General features: G+C 73.6%; 19 protein-coding genes. 9 read left to right on the forward strand and 10 right to left on the reverse strand.

Going from position 1 to position 26,480, the window contains the following annotated elements; all coding sequences use genetic code 11:
* Positions 1–6: 6 nt before the first annotated feature.
* From glgP to IE180_RS00445, 5 genes are all read right to left on the reverse strand, one after another.
* Positions 7–2,562, reverse strand: coding sequence for an alpha-glucan family phosphorylase (gene glgP, locus IE180_RS00425; protein ID WP_190154710.1), 2,556 nt, complete (start codon positions 2,560–2,562; stop codon positions 7–9).
* A 107-nt stretch (positions 2,563–2,669) separates the two neighbouring features.
* A complete protein-coding gene (locus IE180_RS00430) occupies positions 2,670–4,037 on the reverse strand; it encodes an FAD-dependent monooxygenase (protein ID WP_190154711.1) in 1,368 nt (455 codons plus the stop codon).
* A gap of 21 nt (positions 4,038–4,058) precedes the next feature.
* The gene (locus IE180_RS00435; RefSeq protein WP_190154712.1) at positions 4,059–5,165 is read right to left on the reverse strand and encodes a monodechloroaminopyrrolnitrin synthase PrnB family protein; all 1,107 of its coding nucleotides are present in this window, start codon (positions 5,163–5,165) and stop codon (positions 4,059–4,061) included.
* A gap of 99 nt (positions 5,166–5,264) precedes the next feature.
* Entirely contained in the window at positions 5,265–5,654 is a 390-nt protein-coding gene (locus tag IE180_RS00440; protein ID WP_268255417.1) for a 4-hydroxyphenylacetate 3-hydroxylase N-terminal domain-containing protein, read from the reverse strand.
* A 172-nt stretch (positions 5,655–5,826) separates the two neighbouring features.
* Positions 5,827–6,825, reverse strand: coding sequence for an AraC family transcriptional regulator (locus IE180_RS00445; RefSeq protein ID WP_190154713.1), 999 nt, complete (start codon positions 6,823–6,825; stop codon positions 5,827–5,829).
* Between the two features lie 118 nt (positions 6,826–6,943).
* Here IE180_RS00445 and IE180_RS00450 point away from each other — a divergent pair, with 118 nt between their 5' ends.
* The 5 genes from IE180_RS00450 to glgB all read left to right on the forward strand — a co-directional run bounded on the left by IE180_RS00450 (position 6,944) and on the right by glgB (position 16,302).
* Entirely contained in the window at positions 6,944–7,885 is a 942-nt protein-coding gene (locus IE180_RS00450) for an SDR family oxidoreductase (protein WP_190154714.1), read from the forward strand.
* A gap of 339 nt (positions 7,886–8,224) precedes the next feature.
* Complete coding sequence (locus IE180_RS00455; RefSeq protein WP_229860229.1) at positions 8,225–10,210, forward strand: alpha-1,4-glucan--maltose-1-phosphate maltosyltransferase; 1,986 nt, start codon at positions 8,225–8,227, stop codon at positions 10,208–10,210.
* Positions 10,207–11,904: a maltose alpha-D-glucosyltransferase gene (gene treS, locus IE180_RS00460; protein ID WP_190154716.1), complete on the forward strand. Its 1,698-nt coding sequence runs from the start codon at positions 10,207–10,209 to the stop codon at positions 11,902–11,904. The genes IE180_RS00455 and treS overlap by 4 nt, the downstream gene beginning before the upstream one ends.
* Before the next feature lie 233 nt (positions 11,905–12,137).
* The gene (locus IE180_RS00465) at positions 12,138–13,475 is read left to right on the forward strand and encodes a maltokinase N-terminal cap-like domain-containing protein (protein ID WP_190154717.1); all 1,338 of its coding nucleotides are present in this window, start codon (positions 12,138–12,140) and stop codon (positions 13,473–13,475) included.
* Positions 13,476–14,070: 595 nt separating this feature from the next.
* Entirely contained in the window at positions 14,071–16,302 is a 2,232-nt protein-coding gene (glgB, locus tag IE180_RS00470; protein ID WP_190154718.1) for a 1,4-alpha-glucan branching enzyme, read from the forward strand.
* On the opposite strand, the gene IE180_RS00475 is transcribed toward glgB, so the two are convergent.
* From IE180_RS00475 to IE180_RS00490, 4 genes are all read right to left on the reverse strand, one after another.
* Positions 16,289–18,526: a HelD family protein gene (locus tag IE180_RS00475; RefSeq protein WP_190154719.1), complete on the reverse strand. Its 2,238-nt coding sequence runs from the start codon at positions 18,524–18,526 to the stop codon at positions 16,289–16,291. The two genes, glgB and IE180_RS00475, sit on opposite strands and share 14 nt — an antisense overlap.
* Positions 18,527–18,720: 194 nt before the next feature.
* Positions 18,721–19,059, reverse strand: a complete 339-nt coding sequence (locus IE180_RS00480) for a thioredoxin family protein (protein ID WP_308434332.1) — start codon at positions 19,057–19,059, stop codon at positions 18,721–18,723.
* A complete protein-coding gene (locus IE180_RS00485; RefSeq protein ID WP_190154720.1) occupies positions 19,056–19,481 on the reverse strand; it encodes a MerR family transcriptional regulator in 426 nt (141 codons plus the stop codon). Before IE180_RS00485 ends, IE180_RS00480 begins: the two co-directional genes overlap by 4 nt.
* 42 nt (positions 19,482–19,523) lie before the next feature.
* Complete coding sequence (locus tag IE180_RS00490) at positions 19,524–20,048, reverse strand: Lrp/AsnC family transcriptional regulator (RefSeq protein WP_190154721.1); 525 nt, start codon at positions 20,046–20,048, stop codon at positions 19,524–19,526.
* 87 nt (positions 20,049–20,135) lie between these two features.
* Here IE180_RS00490 and IE180_RS00495 point away from each other — a divergent pair, with 87 nt between their 5' ends.
* Together IE180_RS00495 and IE180_RS00500 are read left to right on the forward strand one after the other, a co-directional pair.
* On the forward strand, positions 20,136–21,032 hold the full coding sequence (locus IE180_RS00495; RefSeq protein ID WP_190154722.1) for an NAD-dependent epimerase/dehydratase family protein: 897 nt from the start codon (positions 20,136–20,138) through the stop codon (positions 21,030–21,032).
* The gene (locus IE180_RS00500) at positions 21,032–21,913 is read left to right on the forward strand and encodes an aldo/keto reductase (protein ID WP_190154723.1); all 882 of its coding nucleotides are present in this window, start codon (positions 21,032–21,034) and stop codon (positions 21,911–21,913) included. The genes IE180_RS00495 and IE180_RS00500 overlap by 1 nt, the downstream gene beginning before the upstream one ends.
* A gap of 481 nt (positions 21,914–22,394) precedes the next feature.
* On the opposite strand, the gene IE180_RS00505 is transcribed toward IE180_RS00500, so the two are convergent.
* Positions 22,395–23,759 carry a cation:dicarboxylate symporter family transporter gene (locus tag IE180_RS00505; protein WP_190155181.1) on the reverse strand — a complete coding sequence of 455 codons (1,365 nt, stop codon included), beginning with the start codon at positions 23,757–23,759 and terminating at the stop codon, positions 22,395–22,397.
* A gap of 194 nt (positions 23,760–23,953) precedes the next feature.
* On the opposite strand from IE180_RS00505, the gene IE180_RS00510 reads away from it, so the two are divergent.
* On the forward strand, positions 23,954–25,777 hold the full coding sequence (locus IE180_RS00510) for a sensor histidine kinase (RefSeq protein ID WP_229860262.1): 1,824 nt from the start codon (positions 23,954–23,956) through the stop codon (positions 25,775–25,777).
* Entirely contained in the window at positions 25,774–26,469 is a 696-nt protein-coding gene (locus tag IE180_RS00515) for a response regulator (RefSeq protein WP_190154724.1), read from the forward strand. Before IE180_RS00510 ends, IE180_RS00515 begins: the two co-directional genes overlap by 4 nt.
* Positions 26,470–26,480: the final 11 nt, after the last annotated feature.

The following is a 26,480-nucleotide window of genomic DNA, read 5'->3' on the forward strand; positions in this document are numbered from 1 at the left end:
GTCCGGCTACCTCAGGAGCACCCCCGCCCCCTCCCCCGTCGTCTCCGACGGCAGGGCCACGAGGCCGAGCTCGGCCGGCCGGGCGAGCAGCGGATGGGCGGGCAGGACGCGGACCGTGCAACCGAAGGAGCCCGTCCGGTCGAGCTCCAGGGTGCCCGCGTAGGGCAGACGTCCCTCCAGGTCGGGTCCGCCCGCCGGCTTGAGGGTGACGGTCCGGGTGGCGGTGAGGGTGTCGTCGGCGTCCACGCGGCCGGTGACGGCCTGGACCTCGACGTCGTCGGGGCCGAGCGCGCCGAGCGCCACCCGGACCCGGACGACGGGCGTGGCGCCCAGCTCCGCGTCGTCGAGGTCGTCCGCGAGCCCGTCGCCGACCTCGACGTGGTCGACGGCCACCCGGGGCCAGGCCTCCCGGACCCGGGCCTTCCAGGCGGCGAGGTCCCGCGCCCGGGCCGGGGTGAGGGCCCGGCGGGCACCGGCGGCGGGCACGTACAGCTCCTCGACGTACTCGCGGACCATCCGGTCGGCGAGGACCTTCGGGCCGAGGTCGGCGAGGGTGCGCCGGACCATGGCGGTCCAGGCGGCCGGCACCCCGTCGGGGCCCCGGTCGTAGAAGCGGGGGGCGACCCTGCGTTCGATCAGCTCGTAGAGGGCGGCGGCCTCCAGGTCGTCGCGGCGGTCCTCGTCCGCGGCGGCCGCGCCGTCGGCGGTGGGGATGGCCCAGCCGAACTCGGGCCGGAACCACTCGTCCCACCAGCCGTCGAGGACGGAGAGGTTGAGGCAGCCGTTGAGGGCGGCCTTCATCCCGCTCGTCCCGCAGGCCTCCAGGGGACGCAGGGGGTTGTTGAGCCAGACATCGCAGCCGGGGTAGAGGCCGCGGGCCATCTCCATGCCGTAGTCGGGCAGGAAGACGATCCGGTGCCGGACGCGGGGGTCGTCGGCGAAGCGGACGAGTTCCCGCACGAGCCGCTTCCCGCCGTCGTCGGCGGGATGGGCCTTGCCGGCGACGACGAGCTGCACGGGCCGCTCGGGGTGGAGGAGGAGGGAGCGCAGCCGGTCCTTGTCCCGCAGCATCAGGGTGAGCCGCTTGTACGAGGGAACGCGGCGGGCGAAGCCGATGGTGAGGACGTCGGGGTCGAGGACGGACTCGGTCCAGCCGAGTTCGGCGGCGGCCGCGCCGCGCTGCCGCCAGGAGGCCCGCAGCCGTTCCCGTACGTCGGCGACGAGCCGCTCGCGGAGGGTGCGGCGCAGTTCCCACAGCTCGTGGTCGCTCGCGTCGGGGTCGAGCCGGGCCACTTCGGGGGCGACCCAGGTGGGGGCGTGGACGCCGTTGGTGATGGAGGTGATCGGCACCTCGTCGGCGTCGAGGCCCGGCCAGAGTCCGGCGAACATGGAGCGGCTGACGGCGCCGTGGAGGGTGGAGACGCCGTTGGCGCGCTGGGCGAGGCGCAGGCCCATGGCGGCCATGTTGAAGACGCCGGGTTCGCCGCCGAGCGGGGTCTCGTCGCCGAGGGCGAGGATCCGGCCGAGGTCGACGCCGGGGAGGGCGCCGTCGTCGCCGAGGTGGCGGGCGACGACGGCCCGGTCGAAGCGGTCGATGCCGGCCGGGACGGGGGTGTGGGTGGTGAAGACGGTCCCGGCCCGGACGGTCTCCAGTGCGCTGTCGAAGTCGAGTCCCTCGCCCTGGAGTTCGCGGACGCGTTCGAGGCCGAGGAAGCCGGCGTGGCCCTCGTTGGTGTGGAAGACCTCGGGGGCGGGGTGGCCGGTGAGCCGGGTGTAGGTGCGGACGGCGCGGACGCCGCCGATGCCGAGGAGCATCTCCTGGAGGAGCCGGTGCTCGCTGCCGCCGCCGTACAGCCGGTCGGTGACGGACCGTTCGCCGGGGGCGTTCTCCTCGACGTCGGAGTCGAGCATGAGGAGCGGGACGCGGCCGACCCGGGCGATCCACAGGTGGGCGTGGAGGCTGCGGCCGCCGGGCAGCGCGAGGGTGATCCGGGCGGGGCCGCCGTCGGCCTCCCGGAGCAGGGCGACCGGCAGTTCGCCGGGGTCGAGGACGGGGTACTGCTCCTGCTGCCAGCCGTCCCGGCCGAGGGACTGCCGGAAGTAGCCGTGCCGGTAGAGCAGGCCGACGCCGATCAGCGGGACGCCGAGGTCGCTCGCGGACTTGAGGTGGTCGCCGGCGAGGATGCCGAGGCCGCCGGAGTACTGGGGCAGGGCAGCGGCGACGCCGAACTCGGGCGAGAAGTAGGCGACGGCGGCCGGGGCGTCCCCGGACAGGCCCTGGTACCAGCGGGGGGCGTGCAGATAGTGGTCGAGGTCCTCGGCGGCGGCGCGCAGCCGGGCCAGGAAGTCCTGGTCGGCGGCGAGCGCGGCGAGGCGGGGCGTTTCGAGGGCGCCGAGGACCCGGACGGGGTCGGCGCCGGTCAGGCCCTCGGGCGCGAGGGCGTCGAAGAGCGCCCGGGTGGGCTCGTGCCAGGACCAGCGCAGGTTGTGCGCGAGGTCGGCGAGGGGTCGAAGGGTGTCGGGGAGGACGGGACGCACGGTGAATCGACGGATTGCCTTCACGTTGTCCACCTTCGCAGGCGAGTACGGAGCGGAGCGGGCGCACCACGCTGTGCGTCCGGCGTGCCGCTCCGACGGTAGGGCACGACGTGCCCTCGGGCCACGGGGCGTCAGGCGGTGGGCACCGCCACGTCGTACGGGGAGCCCTGGTTGACGGCGGCCGGGTCGAAGGCGCCGGTGGCGGCGTACCGGCCGGCGATGGCGGCGAGTTCCTCGGCGGGGATGACCTGGTGGATGTCGGTGAAGCCGTGCGGGGCGCGGGCGTGGGCGAGGTCGATGACGACCTCGGGGCCGAGCCGCCGGTTGGCGTGCTGGAGGGCGGTCATGGCGGGGCGGCGCTCGCGCTCGTACGCGGCGAGGCCCTCGGCGGGGTCGTCGGGGTGCCGGGCGAGGGCGTGGGCGAGGGCGCGGGCGTCCACGATCGACTGGGTCGCGCCGTTGGAACCGATGGGGTACATGGCGTGGGCGGCGTCGCCGATGAGGGTGGTGCGGCCGTGGGTCCACCGGTCGAGGGGGTCGCGGTCGACCATCGGGTACTCGTGCGCGGTGTCGGCGGCGCGCAGGACGGCGGGGACGCTGACGCCGTCGAACTCCCAGCCCTCGTAGTGCGGGAGGAAGGTCTCGACGGGGACGGCGCGGTTCCAGTCGCCCCGCTGCCGCTCCTCGCCGCCGGCGGCCGGGGTGTCGGCGGGGCGGGCGAGCGCCCAGTTCACGAGGACCTCGCGGCCGGGTCCGGTGGGCCGGCCCACGGGGTAGACGACGGCCTTCTGCCGGTCGTCGCCCGCGATGAGCATGAAGGAGCCCACGGCCCGGGCGGGCATCCGGGACACGCCCCGCCACACGAGCATCCCGTTCCACGGGGGGCCGCCCTCGGCCGGGTTGAGGGCGGCGCGGACGGCGGAGCGGATGCCGTCGGCGCCGACGAGGACGTCCGGTTCGAGGGAGGCCCGGCCCCGGACGGGTCCTTCGCGGTGCTCCAGGCGCAGCCGGGGCCGCCCGCTCGGGAGCGGTTCGACGCCGGTCACCTTGACGCCGGTGACCAGGGCCGTGCTGCCGAGCCGGGCGCGGACGGCGCCGGCCAGGACCTGCTGGAGGTGGCCGCGGTGGACGGACAGCTGGGGCCAGCGGTAGCCGGCGCCGAGGCCGCGCGGTTCCCGGGATATCAGGCCGCCCGAGCGGTGGTAGTAACGCAGCTCGCGGGTGCGCAGGGCGCCGGCCTCCAGGGCGTCGAGGAGGCCGAGCGCGTCGAGTTCGCGGACGGCGTTCGGCATCAGGTTGAGCCCGGCGCCGACGGGGCGGACGGCCGCGGCGGCCTCGACGACGGTGATCCGCTCGAATCCGGCGGCGTGCAGGGCGAGGGCGGCGGTGAGACCGGCGATGCCGCCCCCGGCGATGAGGATGTGGGGGCTGTGGCCGGGGTGGGCGCCGGCGCGGGGGGCCGCGGCGGCGTGGGGGGACGTGGAGGCGTGGGGGGACATGGAGGCTGCTCCTTCGCGCGGTTACGCGGCCGCGGGGCCGACGGGGGTCACGGCGGGGCGGCGCCGCTCGGTCGCGCGGCGCACCATGGTCTCGTTCTCCCTGGTCAGGTCCAGGATCGAGCGCAGCAGCGCGACGGGGGCACCGCCGCTGCCCTCCTCGTACAGGCGTACGCCGTCGCTGTACGCCTTGCGGGCGATGCCGAGGTGGCGGGCCCGGAAGGTCTTCAGGATCCGCAGGACGCGGCCGAGCGCCTCGGCCGAGGCGGTGAGCGCGGGCGGCAGCCGGTCGGCGCCCTCCCAGCTGACGGCCGCCGACAGCTTGCCGACGGCGGAGACCCCGCCGCGGTGCCGGGCGTGGAAGGCGCGCCAGGACGGCAGGGCGTACGGCAGGGACTCGGTGAGGAAGGCGTCGTAGGCGGTGTCGGAGCGGTCGCACTGCCACAGCGTCAGGTCGACCAGCCAGAGCGGGACCTGGGCGGCGGCCGGGCCCAGGTAGTCGCGGCCCGCGATCTCGACCTCCTCGAAGTAGGGGCGGAGGGTGAGCGCGAAGTGCTCGGGCGGGACCTGCGCGACCGTGAGGTCGATGGAGTCCACCATCGTCCCCACGTGCCCGGCGATCCGGTGGAGGGCGGTGGCGAAGCCGGGGTCGTACGGTTCGAGGCGGGCGACCCGGGCGCAGTCGTCGAGGGCCGCGACGAGTCCGGGGAACACCATCCGTACGGCGTCCTGGAGACGGGCCTCGGTGGGGTGGCCGGTGTAGGTGCGACGGCGGGGGCCCTCGGGGTTCCAGGTGGTGTAGTGGTGGACGGTGTCGCGGGGCACCATGTCGGTGCGGCGGCCGAGGAGTTCCAGGACGGGCAGGGCCTCGGGGACCGCGTGCAGCGGCTGCACGCCGTGCCGTTTCAGGGAGCCGAGCAGGATGCCGAGGTCCCGCATGGCGGCGAGCGCGCCGCCGACGCTCCACTGCGCGGCCCGGTCGATGTCGGGGACCAGGGCGCGCAGGGCGACGGTCAGGGCGGCGACGTCGGCCCGCGCGTTCATCGCGGGCACCGCGGCGAGCAGGGCGTCGGCGCCCAGCGGGTCGGCGGCGCGTATGTCCTCGGTCGTGTGACGCGGGTCGCCGAGCAAAGGGGGCCTCTATTCTTCGGGGCTCGGTGCGCCGGGGGAAGGGGGGCTCACCGGCCGGGCGGTCATGGGGTGGGCATCGCGTCGTGGGGGGCGGTGGGGTCAGTACGGGTCGGGCACCCGGTCCTTCGGTGCCGCGGCCCGCGCCGGGAGGTGCGGACGCACGGAGAGCAGGGCGGCCAGGGCGGCGAAGGCGGCGCCGGTGAGCAGGGCGGCACGGCAGCCGGCGGTCTCGGCGGTCGTGCGGAAGGCCCGGCGGCGGGCGACGAGGTCCTCGTACGAGCGGGGGACGGCCCCGGCCCGGCGCACCCCGCCCCGGACGAGGACGGGGCGGTGCACGGGGTGGTCGGCGAGGTCGAGGAGTCCGGCGAAGGAGGCCGCGGTGGCACGGAAGGCGGGAGGGGCGGTGACGTCCTCGACGCGCTGCCCGTCGAGCCGGACCTCGCGCCCGTCGCGCAGTCCCTCCGGATACTCCTGCCCGGACCTCGTCACCGGTGTCTCGCCTCTCCTCGGGGGTCGCGGCTGTGCCGGTCCCGAGCCTCTCCGGGCGGCCCCGGCCGGACAATGAACGTCCGTCCAGGGGTCCTTAAGAACCGTCCAGGAGATCCCGAAGATGTCAGGTCGGGCGGCCCGGAGGCGCCGGCCGGTCCCGGCCGGGGGCGGATCAGGCGGCCCTGGCCTCTCCCGACCGGTACTCGCCGGGGGTCATCCCGAACCATTTGCGGAAGGCGAGGTGGAAGCCGACGGCGCTGCGGTAGCCGACCCGCTCGGGCACGGCGGACTGCGGGAGGGAGGTCTCGGTGAGCAGCCGGCCGGCCTCCTGCATGCGGCGGGCGGAGAGGTACCGGGCGGGTGACTCCCCGACGAGCTCGCGGAAGGCGGCGGTGAACGCCGAGCGGGACATGCCGACCTCGCGGGCGAGGGAGTCGATGGTCCACGGCTCGGCGAACCGGGTCGCCATCATGACGACCGCCCTGCTGATCCCGGGGTGGCGGAGCAGCGGCAGCGAGGCCGGGTTGTCGGCGAGCTCGCGGAGCAGCGGGCGGAGCGCGAGGACGAGCGCCATCTCGAAGGCGCGCAGCGTGATGACCCGGTCGCCGGGGCCGACGGGCCGGTCGGGAGCGGCGAGCAGCCGGAGGGTGTCGCGGAGCAGCGGCTCGCGGTCGACCTGGTGGCGGTCGAGGACGAGGGCCCAGGGCAGGGAGGTGTGGAGGCCGGTGGCGACGCCGGCGTCGTAGTGGAGCCCGGCGCACAGGAGGCGGCCCTCGGGCCCGTCGCCGCCGATGACGATCTCGCCGGAGGTGCCGGGCCGTCGTTCGGGCAGGACGGCCTTGAGCGGGACGCCCTGGCGATCGGGCCGGTCGGAGAGGCGGTGCGGGGCTCCGGTGGGGAAGACGGCGAGGTCGCCGGCGCGGAGTTCGACGGGGGTCTCGTCGTCGGCGGTGATCCAGCAGGCGCCCTCGACGACGTAGTGGAGGACGGCGCAGCCGTGTTCGGCGTCCCCCTCGATGGCCCAGGGGGCGCGGACGTGCCAGCGGCTGTCGAAGACGCCGGTGAGCCGGAGGGGTCTGAGGAGTTCGCTCAGCAGGTCCTCGTGCTCGCCCTCGCGGGGAGGGTCGAGGGGGTCGCGCTGGTCGTGACGGTCGGTTCCCACGGTTTCCATGGACGATCCTTCAACTTCCGCCCCGGTTTGTTAATTGAACGGACGAAGCGGCCGCGGCGAGCCTGGAGGGACGCCGGCACGGCAACGGTGACAGCCTATCGAAGGGCCTCAGACACACATGTCCAGTGAGATTCCGATGCGGGTGGCGGTCGTGGGCGCGACCGGCTTCCAGGGCGGCGCGGTGGCCCGCCACCTCGCCGAGCGCCACCACCGGGTGCGGAGCCTGACCCGGCGTCCGGAGGCGGACCGGCCGCCGCTCCCCGGGGCCTTCTTCCTCACCGGCGACCTGGGGGTGCCGGGCGATGTGCGGCGGCTCTTCGCGGGGACCACGCACGCGTTCGTCACGATGCCGCTGGTGTACGACGAGGAGCGGGTGGAGGCGTACGCGCGGAACGTCGCGGAGGCCGCGCTCGCGGCGGGCACGTCACGCCTCGTGTTCAACTCCAACACCAGGCTGCCGCTGGGTCCGACGGACGTCGCCGCCTTCGAGACGCGGCGGCTCGCGGAGCGGGTGCTGCGGGACAGCGGCGTGCCGCTGGTGGTGCTCCGGCCGCCGGTGTACCTGGACAACCTGTTCTCCCCGTGGAACGGGCCCGCCCTGGTCGACGAGGGCGTCCTCGCCCATCCGCTGCCGGAGTCCGCGCGGACGGCGTGGCTGTCGCACCGGGGCCTCGCGGAGGCGGCGCTCGCGGCGCTCACCCGGGAGGACCTGGAGGGCCGGACCTTCGACATCGGCGGGGACCGCGCCCTGACGGGCGGGGAGCTGGCGGCGGCCTTCGGGCGGGGGCTGGGCCGGACGGTGCGGTACGAGGAGCTGGATCCGGCCGTGTTCGAGCGGGGCCTGGCACGGCTGCTCGGCCCGGCGACGGCGGCGGGGGTCGCGGGGATCTACCACTACATGGCGAGCGGCGCGGATCCGCTGCTGATGGCGGACGACGACGGGGTGTCCTCGGAGGTCCTCGGCGTGGAGCCGGCCCCGGTGGAGGAGTGGGTGGCCCGCCGGCCCTGGCAGGTGTGGTCCTCGGACGCGGAGGAGCCGGACGCCGGTCTGCGCCGCTGAGCCCCGCGCTGGAACCCGGCCCCGCCCCCCTCGGGCGGGGCTTTTTCCTGTCCGGTTCTCGTCCGGGCCCCGTCCTTGCCCCCGCCCCTACGCCCTAGTAGTTAACAAAGCGCCGGATTGCCCACCCGACAACCGTGGGAAGGCTCCACCGGTACCACCGACCGAACCCGTCTCTCCCGAGCGATCCGTTCCCCTCGGTTCATCCCTGTGGACCCGCCATCCGAGTGAACGCGGACAGGAGCCGTCATGCCCGCAACCCGCCGGCCGTCGACGGAGCTAGAAAGAGCGCACCACCACCCGCACCCCCGTAACCCGTCAGGTGATGCTGTGAATCCGCTCATGGGACGCATTCCCGTACTGGACGTCCGCCCTCTGGTCGACTGCGGCCGGCGCCCCGCGAAGGCGGTGGCCGGAGAGACCTTCGAGGTGACGGCGACCGTCTTCCGCGAGGGCCACGACGCGGTCGCCGCCAACGTCGTGCTGCGCGGCCCGTCGGGCCGGCCCGGCCCCTGGACCCCGATGCGCGAACTGGCCCCGGGCACCGACCGGTGGGGTGCCGAGGTCACCCCGGACGTCGAGGGCCTGTGGACGTACACCGTGGAGGCCTGGAGCGATCCGGTGGCCACCTGGCGCCACACGGCGAGGATCAAGATCCCGGCCGGGATCGACTCCGAACTGGTCCTCGCCGAGGGGGCCGAGCTGCACGAGCGGGCCGCGAAGGGCGTCCCGAAGAAGGGCGGCGGCCGGGAGGCCGTGCTCGCGGCGGCGGACGTGCTGCGCGACGTGTCCCGGCCGGCGGCCGTGCGGCTCGCGGCGGCGCTGGCCCCGCAGGTGGTCGACGCCCTGGACCGTCACCCGCTGCGCGAACTGCTCTCCTCCTCCCCCGCCTTGCCGCTGCAGGTGGAGCGGGAGCGGGCCCTGTTCGGCTCCTGGTACGAGTTCTTCCCGCGCTCGGAGGGCGTGCGGAAGGTCAAGGGGCGTACGGTGCCCGGGAACTTCCGCACGGCGGCCGAACGGCTCCCGGCGGTCGCGGCGATGGGCTTCGACGTGGTGTACCTGCCGCCGGTGCACCCGATCGGCGAGACCCACCGCAAGGGACCGAACAACTCCCTGTCGGCGGGACCGAACGACGTCGGCGTGCCGTGGGCGATCGGTTCCCCGGAGGGCGGGCACGACGCGCTCCACCCGGACCTGGGGACCTTCGAGGACTTCGACGCCTTCGTGGCGCGGGCCCGGGAGCTGCGCCTGGAGATCGCCCTGGACTTCGCGCTCCAGTGCTCCCCGGACCACCCGTGGGTGGAGAAGCACCCGGAGTGGTTCCACCACCGGCCGGACGGTTCGATCGCGTACGCGGAGAACCCGCCGAAGAAGTACCAGGACATCTATCCGATCGCGTTCGACAAGGACATGGACGGGATCGTCGCGGAGACGGTGCGGGTGCTGCGGTTCTGGATGGACCACGGCATCCGGATCTTCCGCGTGGACAACCCGCACACCAAGCCGGTGGTGTTCTGGGAGCGGGTGATCGGCGAGATCAACCGGGCGGACCCGGACGTGATCTTCCTGGCGGAGGCGTTCACCCGCCCGGCGATGATGCGGACGCTCGGCGCGATCGGCTTCCAGCAGTCGTACACGTACTTCACCTGGCGCAACACCAAGGAGGAGCTGACGGAGTACCTCACCGAGCTGTCCGGGGAGACGGCCGCGCAGATGCGGCCGAACCTCTTCGTGAACACCCCCGACATCCTGCACGCCTACCTCCAGGAGGGCGGCCGGCCCGCGTTCGAGGTGCGGGCGGTGCTCGCGGCGACGCTGTCGCCCTCCTGGGGCATGTACGCCGGGTACGAGCTGTGCGAGAACACCCCGCTGCGGGAGGGCAGCGAGGAGTACCTCGACTCGGAGAAGTACCAACTGCGGCCGAGGGACTGGGAGTCGGCGGAGCGGTCCGGGGCGACGATCACCCCGCTCATCACCGCCCTGAACCGGATCAGGCGCCGCCACCCGGCACTCCGCAGGCTGCGGAACCTGACCTTCCACGACGTCGACAACCCGCAGGTGATCGCGTACTCGAAGCGCTCGGGTTCGAACATCGTCCTGGTGGTCGTCAACCTCGACCCGCACCACACCCAGGAGGCCTCCGTCTCGTTGAACATGCCGGAACTCGGCCTCGACTGGCACGAGACCGTGCCGGTGCGCGACGAGCTCACCGGCGAGACCTATCACTGGGGCAGGACCAGCTACGTGCGCCTGGAACCGGGTGTCGCACCCGCGCACGTCCTCGTCCTGCGACCGTCCCCGCAGACCGGAGGGTCACCCACCTCATGACGACTGTCAACGAGCCCGTCCCCGACACCTTCGAGGACACCCCCGCCAAGGACCGCGATCCCGACTGGTTCAAGCGGGCGGTGTTCTACGAGGTCCTCGTCCGCTCCTTCCAGGACAGCAACGGCGACGGCGTCGGCGACCTGAAGGGCATCACGTCCCGGCTGGACTACCTCCAGTGGCTGGGCGTGGACTGCCTCTGGCTTCCACCGTTCTTCAAGTCCCCGCTGCGGGACGGGGGCTACGACGTCGCCGACTACACCTCGGTGCTCCCCGAGTTCGGCGACCTCGCCGACTTCGTGGAGTTCGTCGACGCGGCCCACCAGCGCGGCATGCGCGTGGTCATCGACTTCGTCATGAACCACACCAGCGACCAGCACCCGTGGTTCCAGGAGTCGCGGCGCGACCCGGACGGCCCGTACGGCGACTACTACGTCTGGGCGGACGACGACAAGCAGTACGCCGACGCCCGGATCATCTTCGTCGACACCGAGTCCTCCAACTGGACCTTCGACCCGGTCCGCAAGCAGTACTTCTGGCACCGGTTCTTCTCGCACCAGCCGGACCTCAACTACGAGAACCCGGCGGTGCAGGAGGAGATCCTCTCCGCGCTGAAGTTCTGGCTGGACCTGGGGATCGACGGCTTCCGGCTCGACGCGGTGCCGTACCTGTACCAGCAGGAGGGCACCAACTGCGAGAACCTCCCGGCCACCCACGCCTTCCTCAAGCGGGTCCGCAAGGAGATCGACGACCACTACCCGGACACGGTGCTGCTCGCCGAGGCCAACCAGTGGCCGGAGGACGTCGTCGACTACTTCGGCGACTTCCGCTCCGGCGGCGACGAGTGCCACATGGCCTTCCACTTCCCGGTCATGCCGAGGATCTTCATGGCCGTGCGCCGCGAGTCCCGCCACCCGGTCTCCGAGATCCTGGCGAAGACCCCGGAGATCCCCTCCGGCTGCCAGTGGGGCATCTTCCTGCGCAACCACGACGAGCTCACCCTCGAGATGGTCACGGACGAAGAGCGCGACTACATGTACGCCGAGTACGCCAAGGACCCGCGCATGCGGGCCAACATCGGCATCCGGCGGCGGCTCGCCCCGCTCCTCGACAACGACCGCAACCAGATGGAGCTGTTCACCGCACTGCTCTTCTCGCTGCCCGGCTCGCCGGTGCTCTACTACGGCGACGAGATCGGCATGGGCGACAACATCTGGCTCGGCGACCGGGACGGGGTGCGGACCCCGATGCAGTGGACCCCCGACCGGAACGCGGGATTCTCCTCCTGCGACCCGGGACGGCTCTACCTTCCGGCCATCATGGACCCGGTCCACGGCTACCAGGTGACCAACGTCGAGGCGGGCATGGCCTCGCCGTCCTCGCTCCTCCACTGGACGAAGCGGATGATCGAGATCCGTAAGCAGAACCGCGCCTTCGGGACGGGAACGTACACGGAACTCCCGGCGTCCAACCCGGCCGTGCTCGCCTTCCTCCGGGAGGACGGCGACGACCTGGTGCTGTGCGTGAACAACTTCTCGCGCTTCGCCCAGCCCACCGAGCTGGACCTGCGCCGCTTCGCCGGCACGCACCCCGTGGAGCTGATCGGCGGGGTGAAGTTCCCGGCCATCGGACAGCTGCCGTACCTCCTGACCCTTGCGGGGCACGGCTTCTACTGGTTCCGTCTCAAGAGGGCCTGAGCGGGAGCCAGTTCCCGCCCGGCCCGGGTGGGGCGGTTTCCCCCGCCCCACCCTGGGCACTGTGAACGACACACGATTCAGGTCCATACGGGTTTACTCGCCGGACCCGTACGGATCTTCCCTTTCCGACACGTCCCGCACATCCGGACAGTCACAGCCGCCATCCGGGACACTCTGCGCATTTGAACGCATACGAAAGCCACTTGCGCGCCCCGGGGAAAGGACGCGATGCCATGCCGGAGACCGCATCCACCACCCGGGCCCCGGACGCCCTCCTTCCGTCCCTCGCCCCCCTGCTCCACGAATGGCTGCCACGGCAGCGCTGGTTCGCGGGCAAGGGCCGCCGGGTCACCGGATTCACGCTGGACGCGGCCACCGAGCTGCTGCCCCTGGACGGTCCCGGGCCCGGACTCCTCCACCTCCTCGTACGGGTCGAACAGCCGGGGCGCCCGGCCGGAGCGCCCGCCGACTGTTACCAAGTGCTCCTGGGCGTACGGTCCCAGCTGCCGCCCCGTCTCGCCCCCGCCCTGATCGGGCGGATCCGGCAGGGACCGCTCGCCGGACGGGCCGTGTACGAAGGGCTGCGCGACCCGCGGCTCGCCGGCCTCCTCTACGAACGCCTCCGCACCCCGGGCCGCACGGGCCCCCTCCGCTTCCACGCCACGACGGCCCTGCCCCCCGCCCCGGCCCCCCGCGTGCTGGACGCCGAACAGTCCAACTCCTCTCTCGTCTACGGAGATTCGTTCATCCTGAAGATCTTCCGGCGCGTCAGCCCCGGAGCCAATCCGGACCTGGAACTGCCGCTCGCCCTCGCCGGGGCCGGCTGCGCCCGGGTCCCGGCACCCGTCGCCTGGTTCGAGTCGGGAGCCTCCACCCTCGGCGTCCTCCAGCCCTACCTGCGGGACTCCCGGGACGGCTGGCGGCTCGCCCTCGACGCGCTCGCCGACGGACGGGACTTCACGACCGAGGCGCGGGCCCTGGGCCGCGCGACCGCCGAGGTCCACCTCGCCCTCGCCAAGGCACTCCCCACCCGGCAGCTCGTCCCCTCGGAGACCGAGCAGCTGGCCGCGGCGATGGACCGGCGGCTGCACGCGGCGGCCCAGGCGGTCCCCGCCCTCCTGCCGTACGTGCCGGGCCTGCGGGCCGTGTTCGCGGCGGCGAACGGCGGGGGCGTGGTGCAGCGCATCCACGGGGACCTGCACCTCGGCCAGACGCTGCGCGGCTCCGACGGGGCCTGGGCCGTCATCGACTTCGAGGGCGAACCGGCGAAGCCGCTGGACGAGCGGCGCAGCCCCCAGCCCACCGTCCGCGATGTCGCCGGAATGCTCCGTTCCTTCGACTACGCGGCCCGCACGCACCGGCCCTGGAACGCGGAGTGGGCTTCTCGCTGCCGGGCGGCGTACTGCACGGGCTACGCGGAGGAGGCGGGCACGGACCCCCGGGCGGACCCGGCGCTCCTCCGCGCCTACGAGACGGACAAGGCGGTGTACGAGGTCGTGTACGAGGCACGGCACCGGCCGGACTGGCTGCCGGTCCCGATGTCCGCGATCGAACGCCTGGCGACACCGTGAACCCACCGCACAGCCCCCACACGGACCCGCCCCGCACGGGCGCGTCCGGCGGGACGGCACCCCCGCCCGTACGGGGCCCGCACCCGGCGGGGCGGCGCCCGACGGGCCGACGCCCCGCCCGTGCGGGGCCCGCGCCCGGGTGGGCGGTGCCCCTCCCGCACCTCCGTGTGGGCAATCGTCCCGCTGGGGCGGGACGGGTGGGCACACGGGACGGCGCCCTCCAGCGGCGCCTCCGCGTTCCGCGCCCCGACCCGCACCCCGCGTGCGGCGCACGTTCCGGTGCGGGTCCAGGCACAGCAGCCTCGGGCGCCGGCAAGGGCGCCGTCCGTTGTGCCCACCCTCCCCCGAGCTCTCGGCTCCGCTCGAGCAGGGGGGACCCCCTCGCCCCAGCGGAACGACTGCCCACAACGGAGGCGGGCGCCGCCCCCGTAGCGGGGGGGCGCGGGGGCGACTCGTTCGGAGCAGTGCCCGCGACCGCCGCACCACGCCCCGCCTGCGAAAGCAGGACCCGCCCCCCGTTCGGCCGAGTGTCCCCCGTCACCACCCCACCGTTCCGTACCCGTACCCCCTTCCCCTGCCCCCAGGAGGCACCCCCGTGACCGCCCGCTCCGCAGGCAAGACGTCCCGCTCCGTACGGAAGGCGCCGGCGCTCGACCCGGGCGACCGGGCCCGGTTGCTCGCCGGAGAGCATCACGATCCGCACGGCGTGCTCGGCGCGCACCCGGTGAAGGGCGGCGTCGTCATCAGGGTGCTGCGCCCCTGGGCGAAGGAGGTCGCCGTCCTCACCAAGGGCAAGCGCCTCGCGATGGACGACGACGGCGACGGGCTCTTCTCGGTGTTCGTCCCGCTGCTGCGCAAGGTGCCCGCGTACGAGCTGCGGGTCAGGTACGACGGGGACGAGATGCCCGTCCACGACCCGTACCGGTTCCTTCCCTCCCTCGGCGAGCTGGACCTGCACCTGATCGGCGAGGGCCGGCACGAGGAGCTGTGGACGGCGCTCGGCGCCCACCCCATGACCCACGAGGGCGTCGAGGGCACCCGCTTCGCGGTGTGGGCGCCGAACGCGCGCGGGGTGCGGGTGACGGGCGACTTCACGCACTGGGACGGCACGGCGCTGCCGATGCGTTCGCTCGGTTCGACGGGCGTGTGGGAGCTGTTCGTGCCGGGGATCGGCGAGGGCGCCGTCTACAAGTACGACATCGCGCGGCCCGACGGTTCGCACACCCTGCGCGCGGACCCGATGGCCCGTCGTACGGAGTGCCCGCCGAACACCGCGTCGATCGTGACCGCCTCGCACCACGCGTGGGAGGACGCGGAGTGGATGGAGCGGCGCGGGGCGCGCCCGCCCCACGAGGCGCCGATCTCCGTGTACGAGGTGCACCTGGGGTCCTGGCGGCCGGGGCTGACCTACCGCGAGCTGGCCGAGCAGCTGCCCGCGTACGTGCGTGACCTCGGGTTCACGCACGTGGAGCTGATGCCGGTCACCGAGCATCCCTTCGGCGGATCCTGGGGCTACCAGGTCACCGGCTTCTACGCGCCGACGGCCCGCATGGGCACCCCGGACGACTTCAAGTTCCTGGTGGACGCGCTGCACCGGGCGGGGATCGGGGTGCTGATGGACTGGGTGCCGGCGCACTTCCCGAAGGACGACTGGGCGCTGGCGGAGTTCGACGGGCGTCCGCTGTACGAGCACGAGGACCCGCGCCGTTCGCACCATCCCGACTGGGGGACCCTCGAGTTCGACTACGGCCGCACGGAGGTGCGGAACTTCCTGGTGGCGAACGCCGTCTACTGGTGCCAGGAGTTCCACATCGACGGCCTGCGGGTGGACGCGGTGGCGTCGATGCTCTACCTCGACTACTCGCGGGAGCACGGCGAGTGGGTGCCGAACGAGTTCGGGGGCCGGGAGAACCTGGACGCGGTCCGCTTCCTCCAGGAGATGAACGCCACCGTCTACCGCCGCTGCCCCGGCGTGATCACCTTCGCCGAGGAGTCGACGGCCTGGGACGGGGTGACGCGGGCGACGGACCAGGTGGGTCCGGGCGGCTTCGGCGGGCTGGGCTTCGGCATGAAGTGGAACATGGGCTGGATGCACGACTCGCTGGAGTACATGCAGAAGGAGCCGGTGCACCGCAAGTACCACCACCACGAGATGACGTTCTCGATGGTGTACGCGTACAGCGAGAACTACATCCTGCCGATCTCGCACGACGAGGTGGTGCACGGCAAGCGGTCCCTGGTGTCGAAGATGCCGGGCGACTGGTGGCAGCAGCGCGCCAACCACCGCGCCTACCTGGGCTTCATGTGGGCGCACCCGGGCAAGCAGCTGCTGTACATGGGGCAGGAGTTCGCGCAGGGCGGCGAGTGGTCGGTGGACCACGGGCCCGACTGGTGGCTGCTCGATCCGGCGTACGGGGCGGAGGCGGACCACCGGGGGGTGCGGGACCTCGTCCGGGACCTGAACACGGTGTACGCGGCGACGCCCTCGCTGTGGGAGCGGGACACCGTTCCGGAGGGGTTCCAGTGGGTGGTGGGGGACGCGGCCGACGACAACGTCTTCGCGTTCCTGCGGTACGACGGCCTCGGTTCGCCGCTGCTCGCGGTGTGCAACTTCTCGCCGGTGGTGCGGCAGGACTACCGGCTGGGGGTCCCGGAGGAGTTCGCGGCCTGGACGGAGGTCCTGAACACGGACGCGGCGCGGTACGGCGGCTCGGACGTGGTGGGCACCGACCCGGTGAAGACCGAGTCGGTGCCGTGGCACGGCCGTTCGGCGAGCGTGCGGATGACGCTGCCGCCGCTGGCGACGGTCTGGCTCAGGCCCGCGTGATGATCCCGAGCCGCTGAGTGGCCCGGGTGAGCGCCACGTACAGGTCGTTGACCCCGTGCGCGGCGCCCTCCCGGATGCCGTCGGGGTCGACGACGAGGACGGTGTCGAATTCGAGGCCCTTGGCCTGCCGGGGGTCGAGGAGGACGACCGGGCGGGTGAGGTCGGGCTTCGGGCCGTACGAGGCCTCGGGGAGGGCGGCGACGAGGCCGGGGTGCAGCGCGGGAGGGGCGATGACGGCGAGCCGTCCCTCGGCCCGCGTCTCCCCCGCCACCGCGTCGGCGGTCTCCTTGACCAGGTCCTCCGCGGCCCGCCGCCAGGGTTCCACGCCCGTGGAGCGGACCGAGCTCGGCGGCTCGAAGGCGGGGTCGTCCTCCCTGCGGACCTCGGCGGCGACGGCCATGATCTCGGCGGGGGTGCGGTAGTTGACGCCGAGGCGGACGTGGTCCCAGCGGTCCTCCACGTACGGGCCGAGGATGGACCGCCAGGCGCCGACGCCGGCCGGGTCGCCGGTCTGGGCGGGGTCGCCGACGAGGGTCATGGAGCGGCTGGGGCTGCGGCGCATGAGGAGCCGCCAGGCCATGGCGGAGAGCTCCTGGGCCTCGTCGACGATGATGTGGCCGAAGGCCCAGGTGCGGTCGGCGGCGGCCCGTTCGGCGGCGGTGCGGTGGTCGGCCTCCTCGTGGCGCTCGGCGAAGCGTTCGGCGTCGATGATGTCGTGGGCGGAGAGGACCTCGGAGGCGTCCTTGTCGAGTTCCTCCTTGTCCTCGAACTCGTAGGTGCGGGAGGCGAAGGAGACGTCGAGGACGCCCTGCGCGTACTGGATCTGCTTCTGCCGTTCGGCCTCCTCGGCGGCGCGGAGGGCGGAGTCGTCCTCGCCGAGGAGTTCGGCGGCCTCGTCGAGGAGGGGGACGTCGGCGGGGGTCCAGGGGCCGCCGGTGCGCCGGATCGCCTCGGCGTCGGCCTCGTCCGCGAGGTGGGTGGGCTCGGAGAGGTAGTCCGCGAGGAACTCCTGCGGGGTGAGGGCGGGCCAGAGGGTGTCGATCGCCGCGTGGACGTCGGGGTTGGCGGCGATGCCCTTGGCGAGCAGGGCGATGTCGTCGGGGCCGAGGAAGTTGGGGCCGCCGTAGGGGTCGGCGCCGATGCGGTCGGCGAGCTGCTCGGCGAGGGCGTCGAGGACGCGGAAGACGAAGTAGGGGCGGGCGAGGTTGTGCGGGAGGAAGGTCTCGCGGGCCTTGTGGCGGGCTTCGAGGGCCATGTCCCAGTCGATGACCAGGTCGCCGTCCTCGTGCGGGACGATCAGCGGTTCGCCGCGCCCGGGGACCTGCTGGCGGTCCCGTACGGCCGCGGCGAGGGCGTCTGCCATGGCGGCGGTGCCCTTGACGGCGGCGGCGCGGGGGGTGTCGGTGCCGGTGGCGCGGACGCCGGGGAAGAGCTCGGCGGGGGTGGCGAGGAGGACGCCGGTCTCGCCGAGGGAGGGCAGGACGTTGCCGATGTAGCCGAGGAAGGCGGGGTTGGGGCCGACGATGAGGACGGCCCGCTTGGCGAGCTGCTCGCGGTGCGCGTAGAGGAGGTACGCGGCGCGGTGCAGGGCGACGGCGGTCTTGCCGGTGCCGGGGCCGCCCTCGACGACGAGGACCCCGCGGTGCGGGGAGCGGATGATGGCGTCCTGTTCGGCCTGGATGGTCTGCACGATGTCGTGCATGCGGCCGGTGCGGGCGGCGTCGAGGGCGGCGAGCAGCACCTCGTCGGCGTCCCGGCTCTCGTGGCCGGTGCGGGTGGCGTCGGCGAGGTCGAGGACCTCGTCGTGGAGGGAGACGACCTCGCGGCCCTTGGTGGTGATGTGCCGGCGGCGGGAGAGCCCCATCGGCTCGTATCCGGTGGCGAGGTAGAAGGGGCGGGCGATCTCGGCGCGCCAGTCGACGACGAGCGGGGTGCGGTTCGGGTCGTCCTCGCGGATGCCGAGCCGGCCGATGTGGTGGTCGCGGCCGTCCTTGAAGACGAGCCGGCCGAAGCAGAGACCGCTCTCGCCGGCGTTGAGCGCGGCGAGCAGCCCGGACTGCTCGGCGACCATCACGTCCCGTTCGAGCCGTCCCTGGCTGCTGCCGACCCCGGGGGTGCGCAGCGCCTGCTCGACGGCGGTCTCGGCCTGGTCCCTCAGGTCGTCGAGTCGTGCGTAGAGATCGGTGATGAATCTCTGCTCATTCCGAAATTCCTCGGTTGACAATTCGACTCCCGGCGCGATACAGTGCGTTTATTGAACTTCTCCGTGCTTTCGGTATGCCTGAACGGCGCGCCGGACACGGAATCCATCAATATACGCGAGGCAATACCCCGACTGTCAATTCTAGTCGGGGTATTTCTGTATGCCTCGGTGTCGCGCGGGCGCCTCGGTGTCCTGCGCCCCGGCGCCGGGCCGCCTCAGCCCAGTACGTCCTCCAGTTCCGCCAGGAGGCGGCGCTTCGGGCGGGCGCCGACGATCGACTTCACGGGCTCGCCCTCGCGGAACACCATGAAGGTCGGGGTCCCGAGGACCCCGTACCGCTGCGCGGTCGCCGGGCTGCGGTCCACGTCGACCTCGACGATCCGCAGCCGCGCCGCCTCCTCGGCGGCGATCGCGCCGAGCACCGGCTTCATCTGCCGGCAGGGCGGGCACCACTGCGCCGTGAACTTCACGAGCACCGGCAGTTCGGCGCCCAGCACCTCCGTGCCGAAGTCCTCGTCCGTGACCTCCGCCACGCCCTCCGCGTACGTCGTCATCTCCGTCGTCCCTCCGCGTCCGTCTCCGTCACCACTTCGAGTTCGCACCGGGGCTCCGGGCCGTGCGGCAGTTCCGCCTCGGCCCGCAGCAGCTGGGCGCCCACCTGGGCGCGTACCGCCCGGAGCTGTCCGATCAGCCCGTCCAGCTCGGCGAGCTTCCGCCGGTAGACGGCGATCGACGCGGGGCACGAGTCCCCCGCCGGGTGCCCCGCGCGCAGGCAGTCGACGAACGGCCGCGTCTCCTCCAGCTCGAACCCGAAGTCCTGCAGGGTCCTGATCTGCTGGAGCAGCCGCAGGTCGTCCTCGTCGTACGTGCGGTGGCCCTGCTCCGTACGCCGTGCGGTCAGCAGACCGCGGGACTCGTAGTACCGCAGGGTCCGCGTGGTCGTCCCGGCCCGCTCGGCCAGCTCTCCGATGCGCATGTCCCCGACGGTAGGCCTTGACGCCGACGTCAGGGCAAGGGGTCAGCGCGTCACCGCCGGCAGGAGGGGCTTGCGGACCACCGGGGAGGACAGCACGATCGAGGTCGTGGTCCGGCCGAGGGCCGAGGTCTGCTCCAGGATCTCTTCCAGGTGGACGGTGTCGGTGACGGCGACCTTCAGGATCCAGCAGTCCTCGCCGACCACGTGGTGCACCTCCAGGACCTCCGGGCGGGCGGTCAGCTCCAGGGTGCGGGGGTGCTTCAGGCTGTAGCCGCCGTGCGGGTTCACGCGGATGAAGGCCTGGATGCCGTAGCCGAGCACGGCCGGCGAGACGTGCGCGCCGTAACCGGTGACCGCACCGCCCGCCTCCAGACGGCGGACCCGTTCGGTGACGGCCGCGGGGCTGAGCCGGACGCGGCGGCCGAGCTCGCTGAGCTTGATGCGGCCGTCGCCCTGCAGCAGGTCCAGGATCTGCCGGTCGATGGGGTCGAAAGCGACCGCCGAGGTTTCGTCGGCGACGGCGCGCGCATGCCGTGGTTCCTTCGGCGAGACGGCCTGGACTCCCATGTTTCCCCCTTCGATCGGCGGGCGGACAACGTAACACTTGTCGAAGAAAGCAAGGGAGGCATCGGGGTGTTGGGGGAAACGGGATCCATGGACGTTCTGGTCATCGGCGGAAACCGCTACATCGGAAAGCGGCTCATCGCCCTGCTGCGGGAATCCGGGCACCGCGTCACGGTGCTCAACCGGGGTTCTTCCCCGGCCCCGGAAGGAATCGAGCAGCTGGTCGCCGACCGCGACGACGAGAAGGCGCTCGCCTCCGTGCTCGCGGGCCGTTCCTTCGACGTCGTCGTGGACCAGGTCTGCTACACGCCGCGCCAGGCCGAGATCGCCCGGCGCGTGTTCGCGACGCGCACCCGGCGCTACGTGATGACCTCCACGGTCGAGGTCTACGCGTACGAGGACTCGGCCGAGCCGGTCGCCGAGTCCGCCCTCGACCTGGCCGCCGTGACCGTCGACACGGGCCTGCCCTGGGAGGACCCCGAGTTCCTCGACGCGCACTACGGGGAGGGGAAGCGGCAGGCCGAGGCGGTCTTCGCGGCGGGGACGCCGTTCGCCTGGGCCTCGGTGCGGGTGGCGCACGTCCTGGGCGGCGCGGACGACTTCACCGGCCGGCTCGACCACTACGCGCGGCGCGTCCGGGCGGGCGAGCCCATCGCCGTGCCGGTGGTGAACCACCCGGCGAGCTATGTGTACGTGGAGGAGATCGCCGCGTTCCTCGCCTGGGCGGTACGGGCGGACTTCACCGGACCGGTGAACGCGCACTCCCCCTCCCCGCTCACCACCGCCGACCTCTGCGCGGAGATCGAGAAGCTGGTGGGCGGCCGGACCGTCTTCCGGGAGGTGGAGGTCGGCGAGGTCTCCCCGTTCTCCTTCGCCCGCTCGTACGGCATGTCCAACGCCCGCGCGGCATCCCTCGGTTACTCCTTCCCCGACTCCGGCGAGTGGCTGGCGAAGGCCGTCTCCGAGACGCTGGGGGCGGAGCGCTGATGCGGTACCGGATGCTGGGGGACATACGCGTCGGAGCCGTCGGACTCGGCACGATGCCGCTCTCCATCGAGGGCCGCCCGGACGAGGCGCGGGCCGTCGCCACCGTGCACGCCGCCCTCGACGCCGGGGTGACCCTCCTCGACACCGCCGACTCCTACCACCCGCCGGGCGGCACGCCGGGCGAGGGCGAACTCCTGGTGCGCCGGGCCCTCGCCTCGTACGGGGGCCGGACGGACGACGTGCTCGTCGCGACCAAGGGCGGGCGGGGGCGCACGGCCGACGGCGGCTGGACCGTGGACGGCCGGCCCGAGCACCTGCGGCGGGCGGCGGAGGGCTCGGCACGGCGGCTCGGCGGGGACGCCCTCGGCCTCTACCAGCTGCACAAGCCGGACCCTGCCGTCCCGTACGCCGAATCCCTCGGGGCCGTAAGGGAGTTGCTGGACGCGGGTACGGTACGGCTCGCCGGGATCTCGAACGTGGACGCCGGGCAGATCCTTCTGGCCCGCGAGATCCTGGGCGACCGGCTGGTATCCGTCCAGAACCGCTACTCGCCCGCGGTGCGGGACAGCGAGGCGGAGCTGCGGCTCTGCGCTTCGCTCGGCCTCGCGTTCCTGCCGTGGAGCCCGCTGGGCGGGATCTCGCGCAGCTCCCTGGACGGGGCGTCCGCCCTGGAGGAGGACCCGGAGTTCGGCGCCTTCCACCGCGTGGCCCGGACGCACGGCGTCAGCCCCCAGCACGTGGCCCTCGCCTGGCTCCTGACCCGCTCGGACACGGTCCTCCCCATCCCGGGCGCGAGCCGCCCGGAAACGGCACGGGACTCGGCGGGGGCGACGACCCTCCGCCTCTCCCCGGAGGACCTGTCGTCCTTGAACGCACGCTGACACCCACGGGGGCCCGCTCCCGCCACCCGCCGTTGCGGGCGGTCGTTCCGGCGGGGCGGCACCCGCCCGCCCCCGTTGCGGGCCGCGCCCGCCGGGCGGTGCCCACCCCCGTTGTGGGCAATCGTTCCGCTGGGGCGGAACGGGTGGGCACAACGGACGGCGCCCTTGCCGGCGCCCGAGGCTCCCGCGCCTGGACCCGCACCCCGTGCACGGCGCACACGGGGTGCGGGTCCAGGCCCGGAACGCGGAGGCGCCGCTGAGGGGCGCCGTCCCGTGTGCCCACCCTCCCCCAAGCTCTCGGCTTCGCTCGAGCAGGGGGGACCCCCTTCGCCCAGCGGGACGATTGCCCACACGGAGGTGCGGGAGGGGCACCGCCCACCCGGGCGCGGGCCCACACGGGCCGGGGGCGCCGCCCCGCCGGGCGCGGCCCCGCACGGGTCGGGCGGGGGCGCCGCCCGGGCGGGTCGCGGGGTCCCGGGGGTCAGACGCCCGCTCGGGCCCTCTCCTCGCCCTCGTCCGTGCGCTGGTCCGTGCGCTGGTCCGGCACCTCCGTCTCCCCGTGGTCGTCGACGAGCGTGGTCTCGTCGAAGGGGGCCCTCCCGGCCAGGACCTCCGTGACCCGCGCCTTGTCGATCTCCTTCGTCCACGTGCCGACGAGCACCGTCGCGACCGCGTTGCCCGCGAAGTTGGTGAGGGCGCGCGCCTCGCTCATGAAGCGGTCGATGCCGACGATCAGGCCGACCCCGTCGACCAGTTCGGGCCGGTGCGACTGGAGGCCGCCCGCGAGCGTGGCGAGCCCCGCGCCGGTGACGCCCGCCGCCCCCTTCGACGCGATGATCATGAAGACGAGGAGCGAGATCTGTTCGCCGACCGACAGCGGGTCGCCCATCGCCTCGGCGGTGAAGAGCGAGGCCATCGTCAGGTAGATCGCGGTGCCGTCGAGGTTGAAGGAGTACCCGGTCGGCACGGTGATGCCGACGACCGGCTTGCTGACGCCCAGGTGTTCCATCTTCGCGATGAGCCGCGGCAGCGCGGACTCCGAGGACGAGGTGGAGAGGATCAGCAGGAACTCGCGGCCCAGGTACTTCAGGAGGGCCCAGATGCTGATCCCGGCGATCAGGCGGAGCAGCGCGCCGAGGACCACGAAGACGAAGAGCCCGCAGGTCAGGTAGAAGCCGATCATGATGACCGCCAACGACTTCAGCGCGGCGGCCCCCGTCGCGCCGACGACGGCCGCGATCGCGCCGAACGCGCCGACCGGCGCGGCCCACATGATCATGCCGAGGATGCGGAAGACCAGCTTCTGGATGTGTCCGACGCCCCGGAGGACCGGTTCGCCCGCCGTGCCCATGGCCTGGAGCGCGAAGCCGGCGAGGAGGGCGACGAGGAGGGTCTGCAGGACCTCGCCCCCGGTGAAGGCGGAGACGAGGGTGGTCGGGATGATCCCGAGCAGGAAGTCCGGGGTCGACTCGTGCGCGCCCTCGGCCTGCTTGGCGCCGGCCTCGGCGAGTTCCTTGGTGAGGTGGAGCCCGGAGCCGGGCTCCAGCAGGTTGCCGACGAGCAGGCCGATCGCGAGTGCGACGGTCGACATCACGAGGAAGTAGCCGAGGGCGAGGCCGCCGACGGCACCGACCTTCGCGGCCTTCCGGACCGAGCCGACGCCGAGCACGATCGTGCAGAAGATGATCGGCGAGATCATCATCTTGATCAGGTTGACGAAGCCGGTGCCCAGCGGCTTGAGCTCGACGGCGACGCCCGGCGCCAGGAACCCGACCGTGATGCCGAGCAGTACGGCGCCGATGACGGCGAGATACAGGTAGTGGGTGCGGTCCCGGCGTGCGGCCACGGGGTCCTCCTCGTGCTGATGGGTGTCCACGCCCCGGTGGACCTCCGCGACTATCCACCAGCCTGTGACCGGGGTCACGGTTGCGTACGTTTCGTTCACGAGGGGAACGGGACGGGAACGACCGGAAGGGCACGATTCGGGAACGCGTCGCCGCCGCACACGTTCCCACGTGCACACTTACCCGCATGCGCCGCATGCGTCTCCCCCTCCCCCGCCCCCGCAGCCTGGCCGGCCAGCTCTTCGCGATGCAGGTCGTGCTCGTGGCCGTCGTCGTGGCGGGGTGCGCGGTCTTCGCGTACGTCACGGACCTCGCGCAGGCCGAGGAGACCGCGCGGCGCCAGTCCACGGCGACCGCCGCCGCCGTCGCCGACTCCCCGTCCGTGGTCGCCGCCGCCCGCTCCGCCGACCCGACGGCCGCCCTCCAGCCCTACGCGGAGTCGTTGCGCCGCCACGCGGGCGTCGCCTTCGTGGTGATCATGTCCCCGGACGGCACCCGCTGGACCCATCCCGAGCCGGAGCAGATAGGCCGCACGTACCTCGGGCACATCGAGCAGGCGCGGCGGGGCCGGCTCTACTCCGAGACGCACCTGGGCGTCCTCGGCCCCTCCGTACGGACGGTGGCGCCCGTCCTCGACCGGCGGGGCCGGGTCGTCGCCCTGGTCAGCGCGGGCATCACGATCGACAAGATCAGCGAGCAGGTACGGGAGCAGGTGACCGCCCTGCTCGGCATGGCGGGCGCGGCGCTCGCGCTCGGCGGGGCGGGGACGTACGTCGTGAACGCGCGCCTGCGCCGCCACACGCACGGCATGAACGCCACGGAGCTGAGCCGTGTGCACGACTACCACGAGGCCGCGCTGCACGCCGTCCGGGAAGGGCTCGTGATGCTCGACGGAGGGCGGCGGATCGCCCTCATCAACGACGGCGCGCGGGAGCTCCTCGGCCTGGACGAGGGCGTGGTGGGCCGGCCGGCCGCGGAGCTCGGTCTCCCCGCCTCCCTGACCGGGGCGCTGCTCTCCTCGGAGCCGCGCGTCGACGAGACGCACCTGACGGCCGACCGGGTTCTCGTGGTCAACACCCGTCCCGTGGTGGGCGGGGAGCGGCGCGGCACCGTCGTCACGCTCCGGGACCGCACCGAACTCCAGGCGCTCTCCGGCGAGTTGGACTCCGAGCGGGGCTTCACGGAGGCGCTCCGCTCCCAGGCCCACGAGGCGGCGAACCGGCTGCACACGGTCGTGTCGCTCATCGAACTGGGCCGGGTGGCGGAGGCGGTGGAGTTCGCGACGGCGGAGCTGGAACTCGCCCAGGCGCTCACCGACCGCGTCGTCGACGCGGTCGGCGAGCCGGTCCTCGCGGCGCTGCTGCTCGGCAAGGCGGCGCAGGCCAACGAGCGGGGCGTGGAGCTGGTCCTCACCGAGGACAGTCGCATCGACGACGGCCGGGTCCCGGAGGCCCTGTCCTCCCGGGACCTGGTGACGATCCTGGGCAACCTCATCGACAACGCGGTGGAGGCGGCCGGCGGGACGCCGCACGCGCGCGTGACGGTCACGGTGGCGGCCCGCGCGGGCGACGGCGAGCTGCTGCTCCGGGTCGGTGACAGCGGCCCGGGCGTCCGTCCCGCGGACCGGGAGGCGGTCCTCGGGCGCGGCTGGTCCACCCGGGGCCCCGGGCGCGGCCTCGGCCTGGCCCTGGTGGGCCAGGCGGTCTCCCGCGCCTCGGGCACCCTGCACCTCACGGACGCGGAGGAGGGCGGCGCCCAGTTCACCGTCCGCCTGCCCCTGCGAAGGGAGGCCGGGGCCGGGACGAAGGCGGGGGCCTCCGGGGCTCCCGGGGCCTTCGGGGTTCCCGAGCCCCCCGGGACTCCCGGGACCTTCAGGGTCCCCGGGCCCTCTGGAACCCCGGGGACCTCCGAGGCCTCCCGGCCCTCCGGGACATCCGATGCCTCCCGGACCCCCGGGACCCCCGGGACCCCCGGGACCCCCGGGACCCCCGGGACGATCAACGCGGAGGTGGCCCCGTGAGTACGCCTCCCCTTCGGGTTCTCGTCGTCGAGGACGACCCCGTCGCCGCCGACGCCCACGCGCTCTACGCCGGGCGGGTCGAGGGCTTCACCGTCGTCGGGATCGCGCACTCGCGGGCCGAGGCCGTGCGGGTCCTCGACCGGACGCCGGTCGACCTGATCCTGCTCGACCTCTACCTGCCCGACGGCCACGGCCTCCAGCTGCTGCGGGCCCTGCGGGCCGCCGGCCACTCCGCGGACGTCATCGCCGTGACCTCCGCCCGCGACCTGGCCGTCGTCCGCGAGGGCGTGTCCCTCGGCGTCGTCCAGTACGTCCTGAAGCCCTTCGCCTTCGCCACCCTGCGGGACCGGCTCGCCCGGTACGCCGAGTTCCGCGCGGCCGCCGGGGAGGCTTCCGGCCAGGACGAGGTGGACCGGGCCCTCGCCGCGCTCCGGGCCCCGCACCCCGCCACGCTCCCCAAGGGCCTCAGCGCCCCGACGCTCGAAGCCGTCACGCGCGCCCTCCGGTCCACCCCGGCGGGGCTCACCGCCGCCGAGGCGGGCACGGCCGTCGGGATCTCCCGGATCACCGCCCGCCGCTACCTCGAACACCTGGTCACGGAGGGCCGGGCCGTGCGCGCCCCGCAGTACGGCCAGATCGGCCGCCCCGAGCTCCAGTACCGCTGGCTCGGCGGCCCGGCGCGCGGCCACTGAACGGCCCGGCT

Origin of the sequence: Streptomyces litmocidini, from assembly GCF_014649755.1 — a bacterium.
GTDB lineage: Bacteria > Actinomycetota > Actinomycetes > Streptomycetales > Streptomycetaceae > Streptomyces > Streptomyces litmocidini.